Origin of the sequence: Rhizobium lusitanum (genome assembly GCF_014189535.1) — a bacterium.
In the GTDB taxonomy this organism is placed as follows: domain Bacteria; phylum Pseudomonadota; class Alphaproteobacteria; order Rhizobiales; family Rhizobiaceae; genus Rhizobium; species Rhizobium lusitanum_C.
On sequence record NZ_CP050308.1, the window covers coordinates 3,035,846 to 3,056,222 of the forward strand.

The window sequence follows — 20,377 nt, forward strand, 5'->3', positions numbered from 1 at the left end:
TCCTCTAAAAGAGAGCCCGGACGAAGGCGCAGGACGCCAGCAGCGACGCTGCCGTGCGCAGATGGTTCCATTTCGTCCAATCGCTGAGATAGGTCGTCCATAGCTCGGCTGCTTCAGCCGTGCGGCCGTCGACCTTATCCAGCGCGTCGTTCAGCGGTACGTTGAAGACGATCGTCGAGAGAAACGTGGTGACGATGTAGAGCGCGGCGCCGGCAAGCATCAGAATGCTGACGCCGCCGCGCCAATGCACGATCGCGATAACGGCGATGAAGACCGACAAGGCAAGGGTCAGCAGAAACAAGACCATGAATGGCGAGCGCAGGATCGTCGTGTTGATCGACTGCATGGCGGCGATACCCTGTTCGGCGGGAAGCCGGGCGAAGGCCTGCATGATGAAGGTCGAGAACGCAAAGAAAATACCGGCGATGAGGCTACTGCCGAGCGCAGCCGCGATAAGAGCGATATTCGTGATCGGCACCATGAAGCTCCTCCTCCTCAAGATGTGATGATTCTCTTATACCTGCGACCCACGTTTCGGAGAAGCCGGCGGCGGCGCAGCCGGGGATAAGGCCGCTGCCGAGAACGAACGCGTGCAAATCCCCCGAAGCTTCTGGAAACCGCCGCCGCTAGCTGCTATTGCCGCAGGGACGTCCCAGGAGCCAAGGAGACCCCGCATGACCCAGATGACATTTTCCGACCGCGCCGTGATGGCCGAACTGGTGGCGAAGATGCTTTGGGAGATCAAGGCGGTGCACTTCAGCGCCGAGAAGCCCTATAAGCTCGCCTCCGGCATGGCGAGCCCGGTCTATATCGATTGCCGCAAGCTTATTTCCTATCCGCGCGTCCGCTCGACGGTGATGGACTTCGCCGCCAGCCTTATTATGCGCGATGCCGGCTTCGAACAGTTCGATTGCGTTGCCGGTGGCGAAACCGCAGGCATCCCCTTTGCCGCCTTCCTCGCCGAGCGCCTGAACCTGCCGATGATCTATGTCCGCAAACAGCCGAAGGGCCATGGCCGCAATTCCCAGATCGAAGGCCATATGCCGGATGGTGCGCGCGTGCTGGTCATCGAGGACCTGACGACGGCCGGCGGCAGCATGTTCACCTTCATCGATGCCATCCGCGCCGCCGGTGGCATCGTCGATCACGGCATGGCGCTGTTTTACTACGGCATCTTCCCCGAGGCCGAGGCACGGTTTGAGAACGGCAAGGTCCGGCTGCATCATATCGCTACCTGGCGCAACGTGCTCGCCGTCGCCAAGGAACAGAAGCTGTTCGACGACAAGACGCTCGAGGAGGTCGAGGCTTTCCTCAATGCGCCACTCGCCTGGTCCGGGCGCAACGGCGGCGTGGCGGAACTGGCAACAAAGTGACGCTTTGCTTTTGCCAAGAATTTATCTAATCGATTTACGGAACTAGACCGAGAGACGTGCTCTCCAGGAGGCCGGAATGATATTGTGCTGTGGCGAAGCTTTGATCGACATGTTGCCGCGCGAGACGACGCTGGGTGAAAAAGCCTTTGCGCCCTATGCAGGCGGCGCGATTTTCAACACCGCGATTGCGCTTGGCCGTCTCGGTGTTCCCACAGGTTTCTTCACCGGCATTGCCGACGACATGATGGGCGAAATCCTGCGCGAGACGCTGGCAGCCGCCAAGGTGGACTACAGCTATTGCGCCATCGCTCCCCGTCCGAGCACGATCGCCTTCGTCAAGCTGGTCAACGGCCAGGCGACCTATGCCTTCTACGATGAAGGCTCCGCCGGCCGCATGATCACCGAGGCCGATCTGCCGACGCTGGGGGATGATTGCGAGGCCCTGCATTTCGGCGCCATCAGCCTGATCCCCGATCCGTGCGGCGCGACCTATGAGGCGCTGATGAAGCGCGAATATCAAAGCCGGGTAATCTCGCTCGACCCGAACATCCGTCCGGGCTTCATCAAGGACAAGGCAGCGCATATGGGCCGTATCAGCCGTATGGCCGCCATGTCCGATATCCTGAAATTCTCCGACGAGGACCTGGAATGGTTCGGCATCCCCGGCAACCATGACGAACTTGCCGCTCATTGGCTGAGCCAGGGCGCCAAGCTGGTGGTCGTCACCAAGGGTGCCGAGGGTGCTACGGGGTACACGAAGTCGCTGAAAATCACCGTCCCGAGCGAACGCGTCACCGTGGTCGACACGGTCGGCGCCGGCGACACCTTCGATGCCGGTATTCTGGCGTCGCTGAAGATGAATGGTCTGCTGACCAAGGCGCAGGTGGATAGCCTCGACGAAAAGGCACTGCGGGACGCACTGGCGCTTGGCGCCAAGGCTGCGGCTGTGACGGTTTCCCGCGCGGGTGCCAATCCGCCTTGGGCGAGTGAGATTGGACTTTAGTCTATCATCGACTCCGAGAGATCGGAGAACGCATACCCACCTCTGTCACTGACGTGACATCTCCCCCACAAGGGGGGAGATCGTAGGGAGCTTGCTGCATCCCCTTTTGATGCCAAAAGCTTAGTCTCAGCAGATGCGATGTTTGTTTGGTGCGAGAGGGCGCCACGCAGTACCAATCTCCACCCTTGTGGGGGAGATGTCAGCGAAGCTGACAGAGGGGGGGTACGCACTCTCCGCATATTCAGGCGGTGAGATGGAGCAGAGCATATCCGCCCCATCACCCGAACCTTACTTCTCCAGTTTAGCCAAAGCAGCCACCAACCCCTGTGTCGAGGAATCGTGGCCGGCGGCGCTTTCCTTGCCTTCGACGACCGGAAGCAGGCCAGTGGCCAGTTCCTTGCCGAGTTCGACGCCCCACTGGTCGAAGGAATTGATGCGGAAGAGCACGCCTTCGACGAAGACACGGTGTTCATAGAGCGCGATCAGGCGTCCGAGGGCGAATGGCGTCAGCTTGTCGTAGACGAAGGTGATCGACGGGCGGTTGCCGGTGAAGACGCGGTGTGGCGCGATAAAGTCGGCTTTCTTGTCGTCCATGCCCTTGGAGGTGAGCTGGGCCTTGGCTTCCTCGAAGGTACGGCCCTTCATCAGGGCTTCCGACTGCGCCAGGCAATTGGCGATCAGCAGCTCATGCTGGTGACGCAGGTCCGGCTCGAAACCGTTGGCGGCGATCATGAATTCCGCCGGGATGATGCTCGTGCCCTGGTGGATCAGCTGGTAGAAGGCGTGCTGGCCGTTGGTGCCGGGCTCGCCCCAGACGACCGGGCCGGAATTGCCCTCAACCGGCGTGCCGTCGATGGTGACGCCCTTGCCGTTCGATTCCATGTCGAGCTGCTGCAGATAGGCCGGGAAGCGCGACAGGCGCTGGTCGTAAGGCAGGATGGCGCGCGTCGTGTAGCCGAGCACGTTGCGATGGTAGAAGCCGATGAGGCCGAGCAGCATCGGCAGGTTTTCCTTGAACGGCGCCTGGCGGAAATGATTGTCCATCGCATGCGCGCCGTCGAGGAACTTGCCGAAATTCTCGGGACCGACGGCGATCATCAGCGGCAGGCCGATGGCCGACCAGATCGAGTAGCGGCCGCCGACCCAATCCCAGAAGCCGAAGACGCGCGCGCTGTCGATGCCGAAAGCGGCGACCTTGTCGAGCGCCGTTGAAACGGCGGCAAAGTGATGCTCAACGGCGGCTTCGCCGAGCGCATCGGCGATGAACTTGCGCGCCGTCTGGGCGTTGGTCATCGTCTCGATCGTGGTGAAGGTCTTGGACGCGATGATGAACAGCGTCGTTTCCGGCGAGACCAGCTTGAGGATGTCGGCGATATGGGCGCCGTCGATGTTGGAGACGAAATGCGAGCGCGGGCCGTCATGGAAGGGCGCGAGCGCCAGCGTCGCCATGACCGGGCCGAGATCGGAGCCGCCGATGCCGATGTTGATGACGTCGGTGATCGCCTTGCCGGTGGCGCCCTTCAGCGTGCCGGAGCGGATGCCGTCGGCAAACTTGCCCATGGCGGCGAGCACGCCGTTGACATCGGGCATGACGTCCTTGCCGTCGACCAGCACAGGCGTATTGGAGCGGTTACGCAGGGCGGTGTGCAGAACGGCGCGGTTTTCGGTGAAGTTGATGGCGACGCCGGAGAACATCTCCTCACGCTTGGCAGCAACGCCGCCCTCGGCTGCGAGCTTTTCGAGCAGCGTCAGGATATCGTCGTTCACCGCGGTCTTGGAATAGTCCATCAGCAGGTCGTCGAACGAGGCGCTGAAGCGCGAGAAACGTTTGGGGTCGGCGGCAAACGCAGCGCGGACGTCGGTGGCCTTGGTGGCCGCTGCGGTGCTCTTCAGTTGGTCGACGAGGGCGTTCATGGGGACTCCTTGCGGTTCGCGCCGCTTGCCGTCTGACGAGGGCAGGGCATTCTAGTGTTTGGTCGCGGAAACTATTCGCTATCTAGGGCGTAAATCAAGTTCACCTATCCGGCAAAACGAAAAAAGCCGCTCGCGGATGAAGGCGAGCGGCTTTCCGAATGACATGGAATTATGTCAGCCACGCAATTCCTTGCGCAGGATCTTGCCGACATTCGATTTCGGCAGTTCGGTGCGGAATTCGATGAAGCGCGGCCGCTTGTAGTTGGTGAGGTTGGCAATGCAATGCGCCTTGACGTCGGCCTCGGTCAAGGCCGGATCCTTCCTGACGACGAAGAGCTTGACGGCCTCGCCGGAATGCTCGTCCGGCACGCCGACCGCTGCTGCTTCCAGAATGCCCGGATGCATGGCGGCAACTTCCTCGATCTCGTTCGGATAGACGTTGAAGCCCGAAACGAGGATCATGTCCTTCTTGCGGTCGACGATCTTGGTGTAGCCGCGCGCGTCCATGAAACCCATGTCGCCGCTGCGGAAAAAGCCGTCGGGCGTCATCACCCTGGCGGTTTCCACCGGCTGCTTCCAATAGCCGGCCATGACCTGCGGTCCGCGGATGCAGATTTCGCCGACCTCGCCAAGCGGCAGGGAAATGCCGTTCTCGTCGCGAATGTCGAAATCGGTGCTGCTAAGCGGCAGACCGATCGTGCCGGTGAAGTCCGAGCTGTCGAAGCGGTTGGCGCTGGCAACCGGCGATGTCTCGGAAAGGCCGTAGCCCTCGGTGATCCAGGAGCCTGTCATCTTCTGCCAACGCTCGGCCACGGGGCGCTGCACCGCCATGCCGCCCGCCAGCGTCCCGGTCTGCGACAGGTCGAGCTTGGGGAATTCCGGATTGTTCATCAGCGCGTTGAACAGTGTATTGAGGCCGGGGAACATGTCGAACTTGTATTTGCCGAGCTCCTTGATGAAGGCCGGAATGTCGCGCGGGTTGGCGATCAGCACATTATGTGCACCGATCGACACGCCCATCAGCGAATTCACCGTCAGCGCGAAGATATGGTAGAGCGGCAGAGCGCAGACGAAGTTCAGCGCATCGGGCCGCTTCTTGGTGATGTAGGCGGATGCCAGCCAGAGCTGCAATTGCAATTGATTGGCGAGCAGATTGGCGTGGGTCAGGATCGCGCCCTTGGCCACGCCGGTCGTGCCGCCGGTATATTGCAGGAAGGCGATATCGCTGTGGGTAAGTTCGGCCGGCTTCAGTGACAGTCGTCCACCCGCTGCAAGGACTGCGGCAAAGCTATGATGGCCGGGGATGGACCAGGCCGGCACCAGCTTCTTTACTTTGCGCACGATAAGATTGACGATGTGGCCTTTGACACCGAGCATGTCGCCGAGCGCGGTGACGACGACATGGCGCACATCGGTACGCGTCAGCACCTGCTCGACCGTGTGCGCGAAGTTTTCCAGCACGAAGATCGCCTTGGCGCCGCAATCGCGCAACTGGTGTTCGAGCTCGCGCGGCGTGTAGAGCGGGTTGACGTTGACGACGACGAAACCGGCGCGGAGGATGCCGTAGACGGCGATCGGGTTCTGCAACACGTTCGGCATCATGACGGCGACGCGATCGCCCTTTTGCAGGCCGAGGCTCTGTAGCCAGGCACCGATCTTACGGGTTTGGATGTCGAGATTGCGATAGGTGATCGACTTGCCCATGCTGGTGAAAGCGGGGCGGTCGGCATAGCGCGCGCAGCTTTCTTCCAGAAGTTCGGCGAGCGATGCATGCTCCAGTGGCGGCAACTCGGCCGGCACTATGTCGGGATAGGAGGTGAGCCAAATTTTGTTGACCACCGGTCCATCCGAAGGAGCGGAAACTGAATTCATGCGTACTTCCTCCCTGACGCATCCAACGCCCCACCGTCGGCGAACGGTGGTTTTCTAGCGTGTCACTGTCCGGCTGAAAAGTCTCCCGCTTTTCACACCGTTACAGCCCTTCCTCTCACCCATGGGTGAGAGCTATAAAAAGTTATACTAACTTTGACGTAAACGTCAACAATCGCGAGGCGTTAATCCTTTTTTGACAATTTTGAAAAAAGGACTGGAACTTTTGCGGGAAGAGCGCGTTAATGGGCCGTGGGTGAAAACCCATCGGGGCATCGTGACGCCTGTAAGAAACGGCGGTGATCGGACGCTCCAGCGTATGTAAAGCGTATCCAAAGGGAGGTGCGCACATGCTTAAAGAGAGTGCCGATACTATGAGCCGTGACCTTTACGTCAAGGATATGTCGATGTTGGTCGCCTGCGACCGTGTCGAGGGGTCCAAGGTGTTCGGTTCGGACGGTAAGCAGATCGGTCATATCGAACGACTGATGCTGGAAAAGAGCGATGGACGCATTGCTTTCATCATCCTGAGCTTCGGCGGCTTCTTCGGCATCGGTCAGGAACACTATCGGGTGCCGTGGGAAAAGCTTCGCTTTGACGCCCGCATCAACGGCTACCGCATCAACATGACCAAGAGAGACGTGGAGAAAGCCTGCCGTTTCCTAGGCAAGGATGATATCCTTGCCCACAAGGAGCACGGCCATAAAAGCCACGACTATTTCGGCGTGCCGCCTTACTGGATGTAGGTATCGAGATAGCCGGATGTGTCCCGCCAAGCAGCCCGTGCGAGAATCGTCAGGTTTCCGTCCGGGGGCGGAGACCCGTTGATGTTTGATCACGGATCGCCGGTTTCGTTTCAACGCTCACCACTTCAGACACGCACTAATCTCAGGCTGTGAACAAGTCGGTAATTGTCGCCGCCCTGAACAGCCTCCGTAAGGTCGTCTCCTCCCCACGTCTCTGTCATAAGATGAAGATGGTCTTCATTGTCGGCGAGATAACTCAGCTTCTTCAGCAGCAGCGATAATCCTTCTGTGTCGAAGCATATTGCAATCTCGCCGTCAGTTCCCTTTTCATGCTCGACTGTTAGTATCATTGGTCTCGACCTTCATTTCAGATCTCCTCATCTCCGTTTGATCATCATAGTCACGCAATCCTTTGACGTCTATGGACAGGGGGACGCCGCCTTGCGGGGTGAAGGTGGTGTTGTCGTTGACCTACTTCTTCTGATTGAGTTATATGCGGATGCAATGAATTAACCTGCCCGGAGATTTTCGGTAATGACGGCGATCGTTGATGAGCCTCGCGAAAAATTTCCTGAAGTCGGACACGTCGCAAATCCCGCCATCTTCTTCGACGGTGATGATGTATTTCTCTGCTATCAGATTTCGCTGCGTGGAGGCGGCGGCAACGCGGTGGTCAAATTCGGAGACGTCATCGAATTCCAAGTAAACCCCATGAACGTTGAGGGCTTGGGGCAATGCAGGTATCCCGTTCGCCCATGGTCATTCAATGAAGTAATCAACGCGGAAGAGATCATACGCTGGAGGGTTCTTAAACCGAGATTCTGGATGATTTCCTTCAATGACGTAATGGTCGAGGTTTTATTTGAGTCGGCTGCCTTGTTACTCCATGATCCGGTGTCGGTTCATCCGCGAATGACACTCGCAAAAATCTTCCAATGATGGCTGTGTTTGTCTGACATTGCGTGTCCGCCGACGCTTTCCTCCAACGTCACTGCGTTTGCACGCCAATCTTCCGCGTCACGGTATGTTCGATCAGCTCCATGCCGTCATAGATCATTACCGCCATCAGGCCGACGATCAGGCCGCCTTGCAGGATGAAGGCGGTGTTGTCGTTGATTAGGCCGGCGATGATGACTTCGCCGAGCCCTTGGCGGCGACCGTCGAGCCGATGGTCGCGGTGCCGATATTGATGACGGCGGCGATCTTCAATTCGCCGATGATCAGCGGCAGGGCGAGCGGCTACCCCGTGCCAGTCCTCCACCGGCAGTCGCCGCGCGATTATGACGAGGGTGCTCGGCATAAGCGCGAAAACTGATTTCTTTTTGGGGGGTAAGCGCGTTTGTTTTTGTTCCCCTTACCCGTTTGACGCTGTTCCGATCTCCTTTTGATTGTGAGACCGGTTGGACGACTCGCCAACGATAGTCGCCGCCCCACGGCTCTGGGATATCTTTTTTCAGGAACACATCATATCGTGTGCCGTCTTGGCCGGGCGCATGGGCTGGTCTGAAAGGAGTGCTGGCTTGTATCTCGGGGCATTGTTCATCGCCGATACGGTTTTCTCGATCGGCTCGGTCCGGGAGACTGCGCGCAGACTGTCCCTGTCGGCCTCGACCGTATCGGGGGCGCTCAGGCGGCTGGAGACGGATCTGGCGATGAAGCTTGTCGAGCGCGCCTCCGGAGAGCTTGCAACCTTGCTTGCCAGCGCGAAGGTAAAGAAGGGCCTGCAGCCGATCCTTGCCGGCATGCGAGCACTCTCGGCCCTGACGAAGGACCCGCCGGAGCCGGACGATTATGCCCAATGGGCCGCCCGCCTGCCGCTGAAGATCGCCACCATCGAGCGTTTCCTCGAAGTCGCCGATCAGGGCAGCATCAATCGCGCCGCCCGCCGCCTGCGCCTCGGTCAGCCGCAGCTTTCGCTACAGATCGCCAATCTGGAGGATCTGTTCGGCTGCCGTCTGTTCGAGCGGCAGGCGCAGGGCTCGATGCTGACGGAGGCGGGCCGCGAGGTCCATGCCATTCTCGCTGGCATTGCCGAGGCCTGGGACGAGATGAAGGCGACGTCGGACGAGCGGTTCCAGCGGGTGGCGCGGGCGGTGCGCATCGGCTCGATCATTCCGACCGGCTCGGAAAGCTGGGTGGCCCGCTCGCTTGCCAGCCTCGTGGCGCGCTGGAACAGCAGCGGCAATCGCAACATGCTGTCCCTGATGCTGATGACCGCCGACGATCTGCGCGAGGCGTTGAGATCCGGCCGCATCGATGTCGCCATCGTCGATTCCGTCTTCGGTCTCGACGCCTTCGATCACATGGAACTGCTGGCGACCGACATGGTAGCGATCGCGCCGCCCGGCAGCACGGAGCAGACGGTGGCGGCGCTGGTGGACAATCATCCGCTCTGCGTGCCGAGCCCGCGCACCGGCATCGGCAATGCCGCCATGGCCTTCGGCTATGACAGTGGCGACCGCCGCCGTTTTCGCGGCCGCGACATTACCTCGGCCGACTCGCTGCCCGTCATCGTCGATCTCGTCGCCAACCACGGCTATGTCTCGTTTCTCGGCCGCGTCAGCGCCATGCCGATCGCCGACAAGGTCCGCATCGTCGATCCGGATGAGGTACTGCCGCTGTCCTATCACCTCGCCCATAACGGCCGAAAAGCCTCGGTCGACGCCTGCCGGCTGATCCGGCAAGCGGTGCGGGAACTGGTGGGCGAGGCGGGGGCCGGTGAGGGCATCTCTACTTAAAGGCGACTTGGAACCAACGGGGCGAAATCGCGTTATCTGACGCTGCGTTCGTTAGGACGCACGCTTGTGTGATCTCAACCCCAGCCGGAGGTTTGTTCCGGCACCCAAGGAGACGGAAAATGAAAATCCTGGCAGCAGCTCTCGTCGCGCTGGGCATTGTCGTGTTACCCGCTACCTACGCCGAAGCCCGAAATTATCACCATCACCATCGACATCATGTAACGGAGATGCACCATGGTCATCATCATGGGCATGGGTGGCATCACCACCGGCCGATGCATCACCACAGGCACCACGTCTCGCATAGCTGACGGATACTGCCACCGGGAACTATGCATTCTCTTTGCGCGCCATCCTCATATCCGCCTGTAGGCGGAAATGAGGCTATCCGGGCCGGCGTCGTACCGCCGGCCTTACAGGATGCGTTCAAGCAGAAGTGTCATGAGAATTATCGCAACCGCGCTAATGGCGCGGCGATAATTGGGAATGCCGCCGATGGCATCCCCCCTTGGCTGCGATCAAACCGGGTTCAGCACATGCACCGTGCGAGCGGCCATCAAGTCTTTCACCTTTTCGCCATAGGCGGCCATGTGCGCCGCAGCCGCATGCGCCTTCAGCGCCGCCCGGCTTTCCCACTTTTCAACGACGACGAAGGTATCCGGCCCAAAAGCCGGATCGGCTCCCTCGACATCCACCACGGCGGTATACTCGATGCAGCCGTCTTCGGCATGCACTGCCGGAACATTCGCCTGAAAGGCTTCCAGCACTTCGGCGCGCTTGCCGGGCTTGGCGGTGAGAATGGCGAGAACGTGGATCATGGTGATATCCTTGGATGAATTGGGTGATGCTTGGCGTAACAATGCCAGATGGGGCCGACTCTGTGGCCGGTTTTGACGAATATCATAAAATAGCAGAAGCCGAGCGCGTGGCTTCATTTTTGCGGAGCGGGATTCTGGATTCCGGCAAGAGGTTGCTGCGAACCATCTGCTATGATTCGATCGGCTACCTCACGATATTGCCTATCCGGACCAAAGGGCGCACTCTCTCCTGATAGTCGGGGGACATAATGCGATTTTGGGCTATCGTCTTTGCGGCGTGGCTTCTGTTCGCGCCAAATCATGCTTTGTCGCAGAATACACCGTGCAGCGGCAGCAAAGGCGGTATCGATCATTGCCAAGGCGATACCTTCATTTGCAATGACGGATCTGTGAGCGCCAGCAAGAGGTCGTGTCAGGCATATACCGGCCGTCTCAATGGTGCCGCAGGTCTTCTGGACTCAAATGCTGTGGAAATGGCTCCTGTTCAGTCGGGCGAATGTTCATGCAGGGGCGGCAAATATTGTGTTGGTCCGCGCGGCGGCCATTTCTGCATCACCGATAGCGGCAAGAAGAGCTACCTGCGTCGCGATTAATAGCTCTGCGCGGCTAAAACGAGCATCCGTAAATGTACTTGGAACGGCAGTGTTGATTATTCGGTGCTAAGTCTTTGGAAATAAATGGTGCCGCTTGCAGGACTCGAACCTGCGACCCCATCATTACGAATGATGTGCTCTACCACCTGAGCTAAAGCGGCATTCAAGGGGCGTTTTGTTCGGCCCCGCGATTTGCATGGCGCTGATACAGTCAATGCGACCAGATTTCAAGCGTTCAAATTGCCAATCGGCAAAAAAGCAGCCGGCCCGTGAAAAGCCGGCCGCATTTGTGATGGTCTCAGAGCGCCAGTCGGGCGCGTGCCTGGCGGTATTCGGCCTCCAGCCGGTCGACTAGCGCTGCCACCGGCTCGACGGCCTTGACGGCGCCGATGCCCTGGCCGGAGCCCCAGATATCCTTCCAGGCCTTGGCGCCGGTCGTTGCCGTTTCGAAATCCATTTTCGAGGGATCGGCCTCGGGCAAGTTGTCCGGGTCCATGCCGGCGGCGAGGATCGAGGGCTTGAGATAATTGCCGTGTATGCCGGTGAAGAAGTTGGAATAGACGATGTCGGCGGCGGCCCCCTCGACGATCGCCTGCTTGTAGGCGTCCGCCGCGCGCGCCTCTTCGGTCGCGATGAAGGGCGAGCCGATATAGGCCATGTCCGCCCCCATCGCCTGCGCCGCCAGGATCGCGCCGCCATTGGCGATGGCGCCGGCGAGCAGCAGCGGTCCGTCGAACCATTCGCGGATCTCCTGGACGAGTGCGAAGGGCGAGAGCTGGCCGGCATGGCCGCCGGCCCCCGTCGCCACCGCGATCAGCCCGTCCGCGCCCTTGCGGATCGCCGAATTGGCATGGCGGTTGTTGATGATGTCATGCAGCACGATGCCGCCATAGGAATGCACGGCGGCATTGACCTCCGGCACCGCACCGAGCGACGAGATGACGATCGGTACCTTGTATTTCACGCAGAGCATCAGGTCGTGCTCCAGCCGCTTGTTCGACGTATGGACGATCTGGTTGACCGCGAAAGGCGCGGATGGCCGCTCCGGATGGGCGGCGTCATGGGCGGCAAGATCCTCGGTAATCATCGCCAGCCATTCGTCGAGCTGGCTCTCCGGCCGGGCGTTCAGCGCCGGAAACGAGCCGACGACGCCGGCCTTGCACTGCGCCAGCGTCAAAGCCGGATGCGAGATGATGAAGAGGGGTGAAGCCACGACCGGCAGCCGCAGGCGCTCGGTCAGGATTGCTGGAAGAGCCATGAATATCATCCATCTTTGACGTTTACGGAAACGTCAAACAGATAACAGATGTCTGTTTGGAGGGGAAGATGCCGGGAGGCAGTGGGCAATAGCGAGTGAGCGCTTCCCCTCTACTGCCTGCTGCCACCCCATTTGTGTCGTCTTTGCCATTTATCCCCGCCGGAGTGTCCGTGGGTGATTCAGAGAGACTTGCACATTGCCAAGCGGGGCGTTACCGAATCTGGTTAGCCAATGGTAAAGAGAATGGTCGTCTTGCCAGTAAAGTATGCGGGCGTATCGCGAGTGAGAGTAAAGGACCTGATGTGAGCGGATTAGAAGCGGCTATCAGAAACGCCTTGGAGCGATCCGATCGCGCCAATCCGGAAATTCGGGCCCGTGTCTATCAGTCGGCGCGACAGGCGTTGGAAGCCGGGCTTCGCAAGCAGGACGTTACCGACATCAATATCGTCTCGGGCCAGCGTCAGCGCCTGGAAGAAACGATCCGGGCGATCGAGGGCGAGGAGCGTATCCGACAGCCGGAGACGCCGACGCCGATCGAGCCGGAAGCACCCCATATCCCCTCAGTGACGACGCCGCAGCAAGCCCAGCAGCCGATGCAGCAGGAACAGGAACCTGCGATGAGCGTGCGTGGCGACACGCGCGACCACCATCCGGTCGCCGTGCCGGCCCCTGTTGCCTCTCAACCCCGCGCGCCGGAAGGCGATTTCGGTGACATGGGTGCCAGCGCTGCCGATCATCTCGGTGCCGATAGCGACATGCGGCAGACAGCACCCGCGCCGACGGCGACACGGTCGATGAATTTCAAGCCGGAGCGCGCGGCCGTGCGCCGCAAGCCGCGCAAGTTCTTCTCGCGCCTGCTGGTGTTCTGCATTCTCCTCGCCTGCCTCGGCGTCGGCGCCTGGTGGGTCAAGACCTCGGGTGTGTTCATGACGGCGGCGCAGCGCGATACCAGCGTCCCCAATCCGCCGGCGCATGTCGATTCTCAGGATTTCGACGGCAGCGGCGACGACACCGCGTCGAACGATGATGACAATAGTGGCCCCGTTAATCCGGGCCTGGCGGTGATCGATCCGCAGAACAGCTTCTCCGAGGAGTGGATCGAAGTCTTGAAGCCCACCGATGCGGCGAAAGTTGTCAGCGGTACGCAGGCCAAGGCCGAGAACGTGTCGGAAAATGAAGGCCCGGCGGTGCGGCTGACCTCCACGAGCAATGGCTCGGACGGCGACATCTCCGTCGAAGTGCCGGCCAGCGTGCTGCAACAATTGGCCGGCAAGTCGTCGACCGTCGCGCTCACGCTGCAATCGACATCCGACACGCCGACGCAAATCACCGTGGAATGCAATTTCGGCTCGCTCGGCACCTGCGGGCGTCATCGCTTCAACGTCACCCGGCAGAAGACCGATGCTCTGCTCCAGGTCCGTTACGATCGGTCGCTGGCGCCCACGGCATCAGGCCGTCTGATCATCAACAGCGACCTCGACGGCAAGGGGCGCGGCGTCAACGTCTATGCGATCCGCATTCTTCCGGGACAATAAGGCCAGCACAAAAAGGCGCAGATCCTCTATTTGAGGACCTGCGCGCCCGAGCCGATGATCTTGCCGTCGATCTCGCCGATCGCCTTTTCGTCCTTGCCCTCATAGTCGAGCGTCAGCAGGATGTGACGGATGAGGTTGAGGCGGGCGCGGCGCTTGTCATTGGCGCGGATCACCGTCCAGGGCGCATAGTCCGTATGCGTGTCCTTCAGCATGCGGTCGCGCTTTTCGCCGTAGTCTTTCCATTTCGTCAGGGCCGCGATATCCATGGAGGAAAGCTTCCAGACCGCGCGCGGGTCGTGGCGCCGGTCGTGAAAGCGCTTCAGCTGCATTTCCCGGCCGATATCCAGATAGAATTTGAAGAAGAAGATGCCGTCCTGGACGATCAGCCTCTCCATCCGTGGCGCCTGCTTCAGGAATTGCTCGTATTGCTTCGGCGTGCAGAAGCCCATGACAGGTTCGACGCCGGCACGGTTGTACCAGGAGCGGTCGAACAGGACGAACTCGCCCGCCGTCGGAAACTGGGCGACATAGCGCTGGAAATACCATTGCCCGGCCTCGCGGTCGGTCGGCTTGGTCAGCGCCACGACACGCGCGAGGCGAGGGTTCATATGCGCCGAGGTCGCCGCAATCGAGCCACCCTTGCCGGCGGCGTCGCGTCCCTCGAACACCGCCATCACTCGCTTGCCAGTCGATTGTAGCCAGAACTGCACCTTGATGAGCTCTATCTGCAGCTTTTCCAGCTCTTCCAGATAGTCTTCATCCTTCAGCTTCTTCTTGTAGGGATAGCCGCCGGAGGCGAGCGCCTCCTCTTCGATCCAGGCCGGCAGGACGGGGTCATCGACATCGAAGATGCGCGTCTTGCCGTGGATGTCCAATTCCACCGCGCGGCTTTCCACTTCCTCTGCCATGCGCTCCGCTCCTCCGCAATTGGCGACACCCGGGCCTGACTTGTCGGCGCGGGAAAAACCTCAAGGGCAAGGTGGGGCATTTATGCAGTATTTTCAAGCCCTTTGCCGATACCCTCCTTCGCCGGCTACATTTATTATCGTAAGCTGACGGCTTCTGTGGATAGAGCCGTAAACTTCTGTCATGAATCCCAGTTAAGACGCGGAGTCTTGGTTTCCGTGATCGCAGGCAAAAGGGACGGGTGCACTTGCAAGACGAATGGTCATTCCTCAGGAAGCTGGCGGCACGGCTGCGGCAGGAGGCCGCTATCCTGATTTTGGCGACGATGATCGCCATTCTGGCCCTCATCGAGGGCATCAACACTGCCATCGTCTTCTGGATCTGGGTGGTTGCCGTGATCGTGGCGCTGACCCGCTCGCCGCTGGTTGAGCAGGCTGAGCCACCATCGCCCTCCGATCCGGCGCCTGCCGATCCGGACGTTCTGCTGCGTTCGGTCTCCGCCGGTCTTTCCGCACTCGACATGCCGGTGCTGATCGTCGACCGCGAGGCCTCCGTCGTGGCGCAGAATTCCGCCGCCGAAAAGGCGTTCGGCGCCTTTCCGCTCAACGCCCATATCTCCGCCAAGCTGCGCTCTCCCGGCGTCCTCGATATGGTGCGCGAGACGATCACCACCAACGCGCCGAACCAGATCGAGCACTCCGAGCGGCTGCCATCCGAGCGCGTTTATGTGGTCCGCATCGCGCCGATCGATCTGCCGGAGGCCGAGATCGAGCCGGGCATGTTCTTCGTGCTGTCCTTCCGCGATATTTCGGAACTCCGTCACATCGACCGCATGCGCTCCGACTTCGTCGCCAATGCCAGCCACGAGCTGCGCACGCCGCTCGCCTCGCTGCGCGGTTTCATCGAAACCATCCAGGGCCCGGCCAAGGCGGACCTGAAGGCGCAGCAGCGTTTCCTCGGCATCATGTTCGACCAGACGACGCGCATGAGCCGGCTGGTCGACGATCTTCTGTCACTGTCGCGGCTGGAGCTGAAATCGCATATCGCGCCGGACCAGAAGGTCGATCTGGTGCCCTTGCTCGGCCATGTCCGCGATGCGCTGCTGCCGCTCGCCGGCGATGTTGATGTCACCATCAACCTGCATCTGCCACCCGGCAAGGTGGAGGTGCTGGGCGATCGCGACGAGCTGGTGCAGGTCTTCGAAAACCTGATCGAGAACGCCTGCAAATACGGTCAGGAAGGCAAGATGGTGGATGTCTCGCTCTTGAACGAGCCGGGTCAGACCGTCGAAGTCATCGTCTCCGACAGGGGGCCGGGCATTCCGGCCGAACACGTGCCGCGCCTGACCGAGCGCTTCTATCGCGTTAATGTCGAGGACAGCCGTTCGAAAAAAGGCACCGGTCTCGGGCTTGCCATCGTCAAGCACATTCTGACCCGTCATCGCGCGCGGCTGATCGTCAAGTCCGAGGTGGGAAAAGGAACGGACTTTACCGTCCGCTTCTGAAAGCCTCTGTGAACCGGCAATTTTGACCGCAGTATAATCCATAAATTTCAAGGGATTGCACTGTCATAATTGTTTCACTCGCCTGACATAAAAGGGCGGTGCTTTGACAGCTAAAAAAGAGATGCTGAAACAGGTGGACGTTCCGTTCGCCGTCGCGCTCTTCACAGTCCGTCAGGGAGGGTTCACCATGAATGCGTTGAAACTGTCTATCGTAGCGTTGGTTGCTTCGGTCGCCTTCGCCGGGGCTGCCACGGCCCGCGATCAGATTCAGATTTCCGGTTCCTCCACCGTATTCCCCTACGCCAAGATCGTTGCCGAGACCTTCGGCGAGACCTTTGCGAACTACAAGACGCCCGTCGTCGAATCCGGCGGCTCGGGCGCCGGTCTGAAGGAATTCTGCAAGGGCGTCGGCCCTGAGACCATCGACATCGCCAATTCCTCGCGCCCGATCAAGGGTAGCGAAGTCGACGCCTGCAAGGCGGCCGGCGTCGCCGATATCCAGCAGATCAAGATCGGCTATGACGGCATCGTCTTCGCCTTCGACAAGAGCAATCCCGACATCAAGTTTGTCCCCGCCGACCTCTACAAGGCGCTTGCTGCTAAAGTCGTCGTCGATGGCAAGCTGGTCGCCAACCCCTACAAGAAATGGTCGGAGATCAATCCGGCCCTGCCGGACTTCGAGATCGCCGCCTATATTCCGGGCGAGAAGCACGGCACGCGCGAGGTCTTCGAGGAGAAGGTGCTTGCCGCCGGCTGCAAGGATTCCGGCGCGCTCGACGTCATCAAGGCTAAGGTGTCCGGTGCCAACAAGCAGGCCGAGACATGCATCGCGGTCCGCAAGGATGGCGTCGCGGTGGATATCGATGGTGACTATCCCGAGACGCTCGCGCGCATCAATGCCAACAAGCACGGCGTCGGCGTCTTCGGCCTGTATTTCTACCAGAACAATGCCGACAAGCTGAAGGTTGCGACCATTGCTGGCATCGTGCCGTCGGGCCAGACTATTGCCGATGGCACCTATCCGGTGTCGCGGCCGCTGTTCTTCTACGTCAAGAAGGCGCATCTCGGCGTCATTCCGGGCCTGAAGGAATATGTCGACTTCTTCACCAGCGATCAGATGATCGGACCCGACAGCCCCTTGGCCGAATATGGCCTGGTGCCGGCGCCGGATGCCGAGCGCGACCAGATCCGCAAGGATGTCGCGGACGGGAAGATCATGTGATTGCGTAAGGACTACCCGCCGGTGCGCTCACTCGCGCCGGCGATTGCGGCGAAATAGGCCGGAGAATAGGCCAGGGAATGGGAATGAGTGTGTCACTGCTGCTGTCATGCCTGTCGATCATCGGCGCCTCCGCCTTCGTGCTGGGGCGGATGAAGGCGGCTGCGCTGTCGGGCGGCAGGTCCTCGGTCCTGCATTCGCGGTTCGGTTATCACGGCGCCTATGCAGCAATCTGGGCCGTCTTGCCGGCTCTGGTGCTGATCTGTGCCTGGCTCGTCATCAGCCCGCAGGTGATCGACGATTTCGTGGTCAAATCCTTTCCCGAGGAAGTGAAAACCTTGCCGGAGGCTGAGCTCAATCTCAGCTACGGCATGGTGCGCAGCATCGCCCACGGCATGCGCCTGCTCGACAATCAGGAACTCGCCACCGTTGCCGGCGGCTCAGTCGATCTTCAGCTGATGCTGGCGCAGAAGGGCGTGCCGCTCGCGGCTCGGCCGACCGGGTACATGATAGAGGCCGCCAACAAGTATAATGGCATGCGCCATGTAAGCCGCGTCGTTATGTCGGTCGCGGCCATCATTCTTTCCGTTCTCTGCGCCCTTCACGGCCTGCGCGCCATCGCGCCGCGTTTTCGTGCCCGCAACCGGGTGGAGCAGGTCATTCTCGGCGGCCTGATCGTCGCCTCGTCGATAGCCGTGCTGACGACGCTCGGCATCGCGGCTTCGATGCTGTCGGAGACGGCCCGTTTCTTCAACATGGTGCCCGCCGCCGAATTCTTCTTCGGCACCGTCTGGGACCCGCGCTTCACCGGAGCCGGTGCGCAGACGTCAGGCACGTTCGGCCTCGTTCCGCTGCTCGCCGGCACGCTCTATATCAGCCTCGTTGCCATGCTGGTCGCGGTTCCCGTCGGATTGTTCGCCGCCATCTACATGGCCGAATATGCCTCGGCCCGCGTGCGCTCCCTTGCCAAGCCGATGCTTGAAGTGCTGGCCGGCATTCCGACCATCGTTTACGGCTTCTTCGCGCTGGTGACCGTCGGGCCTTTCCTGCGCGACATCTCCGCTGATATCAACGGTCTGCTGACGGGCAATTATGCGAGCTTCATCGAGGCACAGAGCGTCCTGACCGCCGGCTTCGTCATGGGCGTCATGCTGATCCCCTACGTCTCCTCGCTCTCCGACGACATCATCATGGCGGTGCCGCGCGCGCTGCGCGACGGCTCGCTCGGCCTCGGCGCGACGCGATCGGAAACGGTCAAGCGCGTCCTGCTGCCGGCAGCACTTCCGGGCATCGTCGGGGCCCTGCTGATGGCCGCTTCCCGCGCGCTTGGCGAGACGATGATCGTCGTGCTCGCCGCTGGCGTCGCCGCCCGCATGCAGTTCGATCCCTTCGAGCCGATGACGACGGTCACCGTGAAGATCGTCAACCAGCTGACCGGCGACCTCGAATTCACCTCGCCGCAGACATTGGTCGCCTTTGCGCTCGGCATCACGCTCTTCTGTCTGACCTTGTGCCTGAACGTCTACGCGCTCTACATCGTCCGCCGCTACAGGGAGCAATACGAATGAGCGATCTCGTATCCTCAGCAAAGCTGCCGATCCCGCGCGGGCTGACGTCTGGCACACCGGCACGGCGCGATATCAGCATCAAGCGCCGTTATGCCGCCGAGCGCCGGTTCCGCGCCTATGGCATCGCCGCCGTCATCTTCGGCCTTGTCTTCCTGCTCATCCTGGTCTCGACCGTGGTGCGCCATGGCTATACCGCTTTCGTGCAGACCTCGATCACCCTGCCGATCGAGTTTACCGAGACGGTGATCGATCCCGCCGGCAAGCGCGCCAGCGATCCGAAGGTGCTGATCGCGGCCAATTATCCGCTTCTCGTTCGCGATGCCCTCGTGAAGACGCTCGGCATCGATCCGGCCAATCGCGCGCTCGTTCGCGAGGCGACGGCGATGGTGTCGGACAGTGCGCGCATCGCGCTGCGCAACGAGGTTATGGCCGATCCGTTCATCATCGGGAAAACGGTGAAGATGACCTTCCTCGTCGACGCCAACATCGATTCCGCCAACAAGGGGCAGATCGACCTGACGGCGGATGAAAAGGATCGCAAGGTCTCCGACAGGCAGCTCGGCTGGATGAAGCAGCTTACCGCCAGCGGCGCGCTCCATAAGGCGTTCAATAGCGGCCTTTTCCTGTCGGGCAATTCCAGTCGTCCGGAAGCCGCCGGCCTCGGCGTCGCGCTGATCGGTTCGCTCTATCTGATGCTGACCGTGCTGGTGCTGGCATTGCCGGTCGGCGTCGCCGCCTCGATCTATCTCGAGGAATTCGCGCCGAAGAACCGGCTGACGGATCTGATCGAGGTCAACATCAACAATCTCGCCGCCGTGCCGTCGATCGTCTACGGCCTGCTTGGCCTTTCGGTGTTCATCAACGTCATGGGCCTGCCGCGTTCGGCCTCGCTGGTTGGAGGACTGGTGCTCAGCCTGATGACGCTGCCGATGATCATCATCGCCACGCGTTCGGCGTTGCGGGCGGTGCCGCCATCGATCCGAAGTGCGGCGCTAGGCCTTGGCGCCTCGCGGATGCAGGTGGTGTTCCACCATGTCCTGCCGCTGGCCATGCCCGGCATCCTGACCGGCACGATCCTCGGGCTGGCGCATGCGCTCGGCGAAACCGCGCCGCTGCTCTTGATCGGCATGGTCGCCTTTGTCGCCAATTATCCGACGTCGCCGCTCGATCCGGCGACGGCCCTGCCGGTGCAGATCTACATGTGGGCGAGCGAAGCCGAACGCGCCTTTGTCGAGCGAACCTCCGGGGCCATTATCGTCCTGCTCTTCTTCCTTGTTGCGATGAACATCGGGGCCATCCTGCTGCGTCGTCGCTTCGAGCGGCGCTGGTAGAG

At 60.7% G+C, this 20,377-nt stretch carries 17 protein-coding genes, 1 tRNA gene and 1 pseudogene; 10 read left to right on the forward strand and 9 right to left on the reverse strand.

Annotation, left to right across the window (positions count from 1 at the left end; genetic code table 11):
* Positions 1 to 4 precede the first annotated feature (4 nt).
* On the reverse strand, positions 5 to 481 hold the full coding sequence (locus HB780_RS28370; protein ID WP_183691167.1) for an anthrone oxygenase family protein: 477 nt from the start codon (positions 479 to 481) through the stop codon (positions 5 to 7).
* A gap of 193 nt (positions 482 to 674) precedes the next feature.
* Between HB780_RS28370 and HB780_RS28375 the strand changes: the two genes are divergently transcribed.
* Both HB780_RS28375 and HB780_RS28380 read left to right on the forward strand, forming a co-directional pair.
* Positions 675 to 1,373 (forward strand): orotate phosphoribosyltransferase, encoded by a 699-nt coding sequence (locus HB780_RS28375; RefSeq protein ID WP_183691169.1) that lies wholly within the window; start codon positions 675 to 677, stop codon positions 1,371 to 1,373.
* Positions 1,374 to 1,449: 76 nt separating this feature from the next.
* On the forward strand, positions 1,450 to 2,376 hold the full coding sequence (locus HB780_RS28380) for a carbohydrate kinase family protein (protein WP_183691171.1): 927 nt from the start codon (positions 1,450 to 1,452) through the stop codon (positions 2,374 to 2,376).
* A 288-nt stretch (positions 2,377 to 2,664) separates the two neighbouring features.
* On the opposite strand, the gene pgi is transcribed toward HB780_RS28380, so the two are convergent.
* A complete protein-coding gene (gene pgi / locus HB780_RS28385) occupies positions 2,665 to 4,290 on the reverse strand; it encodes a glucose-6-phosphate isomerase (RefSeq protein ID WP_183691172.1) in 1,626 nt (541 codons plus the stop codon).
* Positions 4,291 to 4,464: 174 nt separating this feature from the next.
* Entirely contained in the window at positions 4,465 to 6,162 is a 1,698-nt protein-coding gene (locus HB780_RS28390) for a long-chain fatty acid--CoA ligase (RefSeq protein ID WP_183691174.1), read from the reverse strand.
* Between the two features lie 347 nt (positions 6,163 to 6,509).
* On the opposite strand from HB780_RS28390, the gene HB780_RS28395 reads away from it, so the two are divergent.
* Entirely contained in the window at positions 6,510 to 6,905 is a 396-nt protein-coding gene (locus HB780_RS28395; protein WP_183691176.1) for a PRC-barrel domain-containing protein, read from the forward strand.
* Positions 6,906 to 7,030: 125 nt separating this feature from the next.
* Here the strand turns inward: HB780_RS28395 and HB780_RS28400 are convergent, their stop codons facing one another.
* Positions 7,031 to 7,255, reverse strand: a complete 225-nt coding sequence (locus HB780_RS28400; RefSeq protein ID WP_183691178.1) for an Imm32 family immunity protein — start codon at positions 7,253 to 7,255, stop codon at positions 7,031 to 7,033.
* Between the two features lie 184 nt (positions 7,256 to 7,439).
* Here HB780_RS28400 and HB780_RS28405 point away from each other — a divergent pair, with 184 nt between their 5' ends.
* Positions 7,440 to 7,844 (forward strand): hypothetical protein, encoded by a 405-nt coding sequence (locus HB780_RS28405; RefSeq protein ID WP_183691180.1) that lies wholly within the window; start codon positions 7,440 to 7,442, stop codon positions 7,842 to 7,844.
* A 49-nt stretch (positions 7,845 to 7,893) separates the two neighbouring features.
* Here HB780_RS28405 and HB780_RS28410 read toward each other — a convergent pair.
* Positions 7,894 to 8,144 (reverse strand): annotated as a pseudogene (locus HB780_RS28410) (ABC transporter permease); the annotation flags it as partial.
* A gap of 281 nt (positions 8,145 to 8,425) precedes the next feature.
* Here HB780_RS28410 and HB780_RS28415 point away from each other — a divergent pair.
* Positions 8,426 to 9,643: a LysR family transcriptional regulator gene (locus HB780_RS28415; protein WP_183691182.1), complete on the forward strand. Its 1,218-nt coding sequence runs from the start codon at positions 8,426 to 8,428 to the stop codon at positions 9,641 to 9,643.
* 518 nt (positions 9,644 to 10,161) lie between these two features.
* On the opposite strand, the gene HB780_RS28420 is transcribed toward HB780_RS28415, so the two are convergent.
* From HB780_RS28420 to HB780_RS28430, 3 genes are all read right to left on the reverse strand, one after another.
* On the reverse strand, positions 10,162 to 10,461 hold the full coding sequence (locus HB780_RS28420) for a putative quinol monooxygenase (protein WP_183691184.1): 300 nt from the start codon (positions 10,459 to 10,461) through the stop codon (positions 10,162 to 10,164).
* A gap of 678 nt (positions 10,462 to 11,139) precedes the next feature.
* Positions 11,140 to 11,215, reverse strand: a tRNA-Thr gene (locus tag HB780_RS28425).
* A gap of 137 nt (positions 11,216 to 11,352) precedes the next feature.
* A complete protein-coding gene (locus HB780_RS28430; protein WP_183691186.1) occupies positions 11,353 to 12,312 on the reverse strand; it encodes an NAD(P)H-dependent flavin oxidoreductase in 960 nt (319 codons plus the stop codon).
* A 302-nt stretch (positions 12,313 to 12,614) separates the two neighbouring features.
* On the opposite strand from HB780_RS28430, the gene HB780_RS28435 reads away from it, so the two are divergent.
* On the forward strand, positions 12,615 to 13,847 hold the full coding sequence (locus HB780_RS28435; RefSeq protein WP_183691188.1) for a hypothetical protein: 1,233 nt from the start codon (positions 12,615 to 12,617) through the stop codon (positions 13,845 to 13,847).
* A gap of 26 nt (positions 13,848 to 13,873) precedes the next feature.
* On the opposite strand, the gene ppk2 is transcribed toward HB780_RS28435, so the two are convergent.
* The gene (gene ppk2, locus HB780_RS28440; protein ID WP_183691190.1) at positions 13,874 to 14,755 is read right to left on the reverse strand and encodes a polyphosphate kinase 2; all 882 of its coding nucleotides are present in this window, start codon (positions 14,753 to 14,755) and stop codon (positions 13,874 to 13,876) included.
* A 323-nt stretch (positions 14,756 to 15,078) separates the two neighbouring features.
* Here ppk2 and phoR point away from each other — a divergent pair, with 323 nt between their 5' ends.
* The 4 genes from phoR to pstA all read left to right on the forward strand — a co-directional run bounded on the left by phoR (position 15,079) and on the right by pstA (position 20,375).
* Complete coding sequence (gene phoR, locus HB780_RS28445; protein ID WP_183697568.1) at positions 15,079 to 16,257, forward strand: phosphate regulon sensor histidine kinase PhoR; 1,179 nt, start codon at positions 15,079 to 15,081, stop codon at positions 16,255 to 16,257.
* A gap of 187 nt (positions 16,258 to 16,444) precedes the next feature.
* The gene (locus HB780_RS28450; RefSeq protein ID WP_183697571.1) at positions 16,445 to 17,479 is read left to right on the forward strand and encodes a substrate-binding domain-containing protein; all 1,035 of its coding nucleotides are present in this window, start codon (positions 16,445 to 16,447) and stop codon (positions 17,477 to 17,479) included.
* An 83-nt stretch (positions 17,480 to 17,562) separates the two neighbouring features.
* Complete coding sequence (gene pstC, locus HB780_RS28455; protein ID WP_183691192.1) at positions 17,563 to 19,044, forward strand: phosphate ABC transporter permease subunit PstC; 1,482 nt, start codon at positions 17,563 to 17,565, stop codon at positions 19,042 to 19,044.
* Positions 19,041 to 20,375, forward strand: coding sequence for a phosphate ABC transporter permease PstA (gene pstA, locus HB780_RS28460; RefSeq protein ID WP_183691194.1), 1,335 nt, complete (start codon positions 19,041 to 19,043; stop codon positions 20,373 to 20,375). Before pstC ends, pstA begins: the two co-directional genes overlap by 4 nt.
* Positions 20,376 to 20,377 lie beyond the last annotated feature (2 nt).

Excerpts from the sequence above, each read along its gene's own strand:
- ppk2 (WP_183691190.1), bottom strand. The coding sequence starts at position 14,755 with ATGGCAGAGGAAGTGGAAAGCCGCGCGGTGGAATTGGACATCCACGGC.
- HB780_RS28420 (WP_183691184.1), bottom strand. The coding sequence starts at position 10,461 with ATGATCCACGTTCTCGCCATTCTCACCGCCAAGCCCGGCAAGCGCGCC.
- HB780_RS28390 (WP_183691174.1), bottom strand. The coding sequence starts at position 6,162 with ATGAATTCAGTTTCCGCTCCTTCGGATGGACCGGTGGTCAACAAAATT.
- pstC (WP_183691192.1), top strand. The coding sequence starts at position 17,563 with ATGAGTGTGTCACTGCTGCTGTCATGCCTGTCGATCATCGGCGCCTCC.
- pstA (WP_183691194.1), top strand. The coding sequence starts at position 19,041 with ATGAGCGATCTCGTATCCTCAGCAAAGCTGCCGATCCCGCGCGGGCTG.
- HB780_RS28395 (WP_183691176.1), top strand. The coding sequence starts at position 6,510 with ATGCTTAAAGAGAGTGCCGATACTATGAGCCGTGACCTTTACGTCAAG.
- pgi (WP_183691172.1), bottom strand. The coding sequence starts at position 4,290 with ATGAACGCCCTCGTCGACCAACTGAAGAGCACCGCAGCGGCCACCAAG.
- HB780_RS28375 (WP_183691169.1), top strand. The coding sequence starts at position 675 with ATGACCCAGATGACATTTTCCGACCGCGCCGTGATGGCCGAACTGGTG.
- HB780_RS28450 (WP_183697571.1), top strand. The coding sequence starts at position 16,445 with ATGAATGCGTTGAAACTGTCTATCGTAGCGTTGGTTGCTTCGGTCGCC.
- HB780_RS28405 (WP_183691180.1), top strand. The coding sequence starts at position 7,440 with ATGACGGCGATCGTTGATGAGCCTCGCGAAAAATTTCCTGAAGTCGGA.
- phoR (WP_183697568.1), top strand. The coding sequence starts at position 15,079 with ATGATCGCCATTCTGGCCCTCATCGAGGGCATCAACACTGCCATCGTC.
- HB780_RS28400 (WP_183691178.1), bottom strand. The coding sequence starts at position 7,255 with ATGATACTAACAGTCGAGCATGAAAAGGGAACTGACGGCGAGATTGCA.
- HB780_RS28380 (WP_183691171.1), top strand. The coding sequence starts at position 1,450 with ATGATATTGTGCTGTGGCGAAGCTTTGATCGACATGTTGCCGCGCGAG.
- HB780_RS28430 (WP_183691186.1), bottom strand. The coding sequence starts at position 12,312 with ATGGCTCTTCCAGCAATCCTGACCGAGCGCCTGCGGCTGCCGGTCGTG.
- HB780_RS28370 (WP_183691167.1), bottom strand. The coding sequence starts at position 481 with ATGGTGCCGATCACGAATATCGCTCTTATCGCGGCTGCGCTCGGCAGT.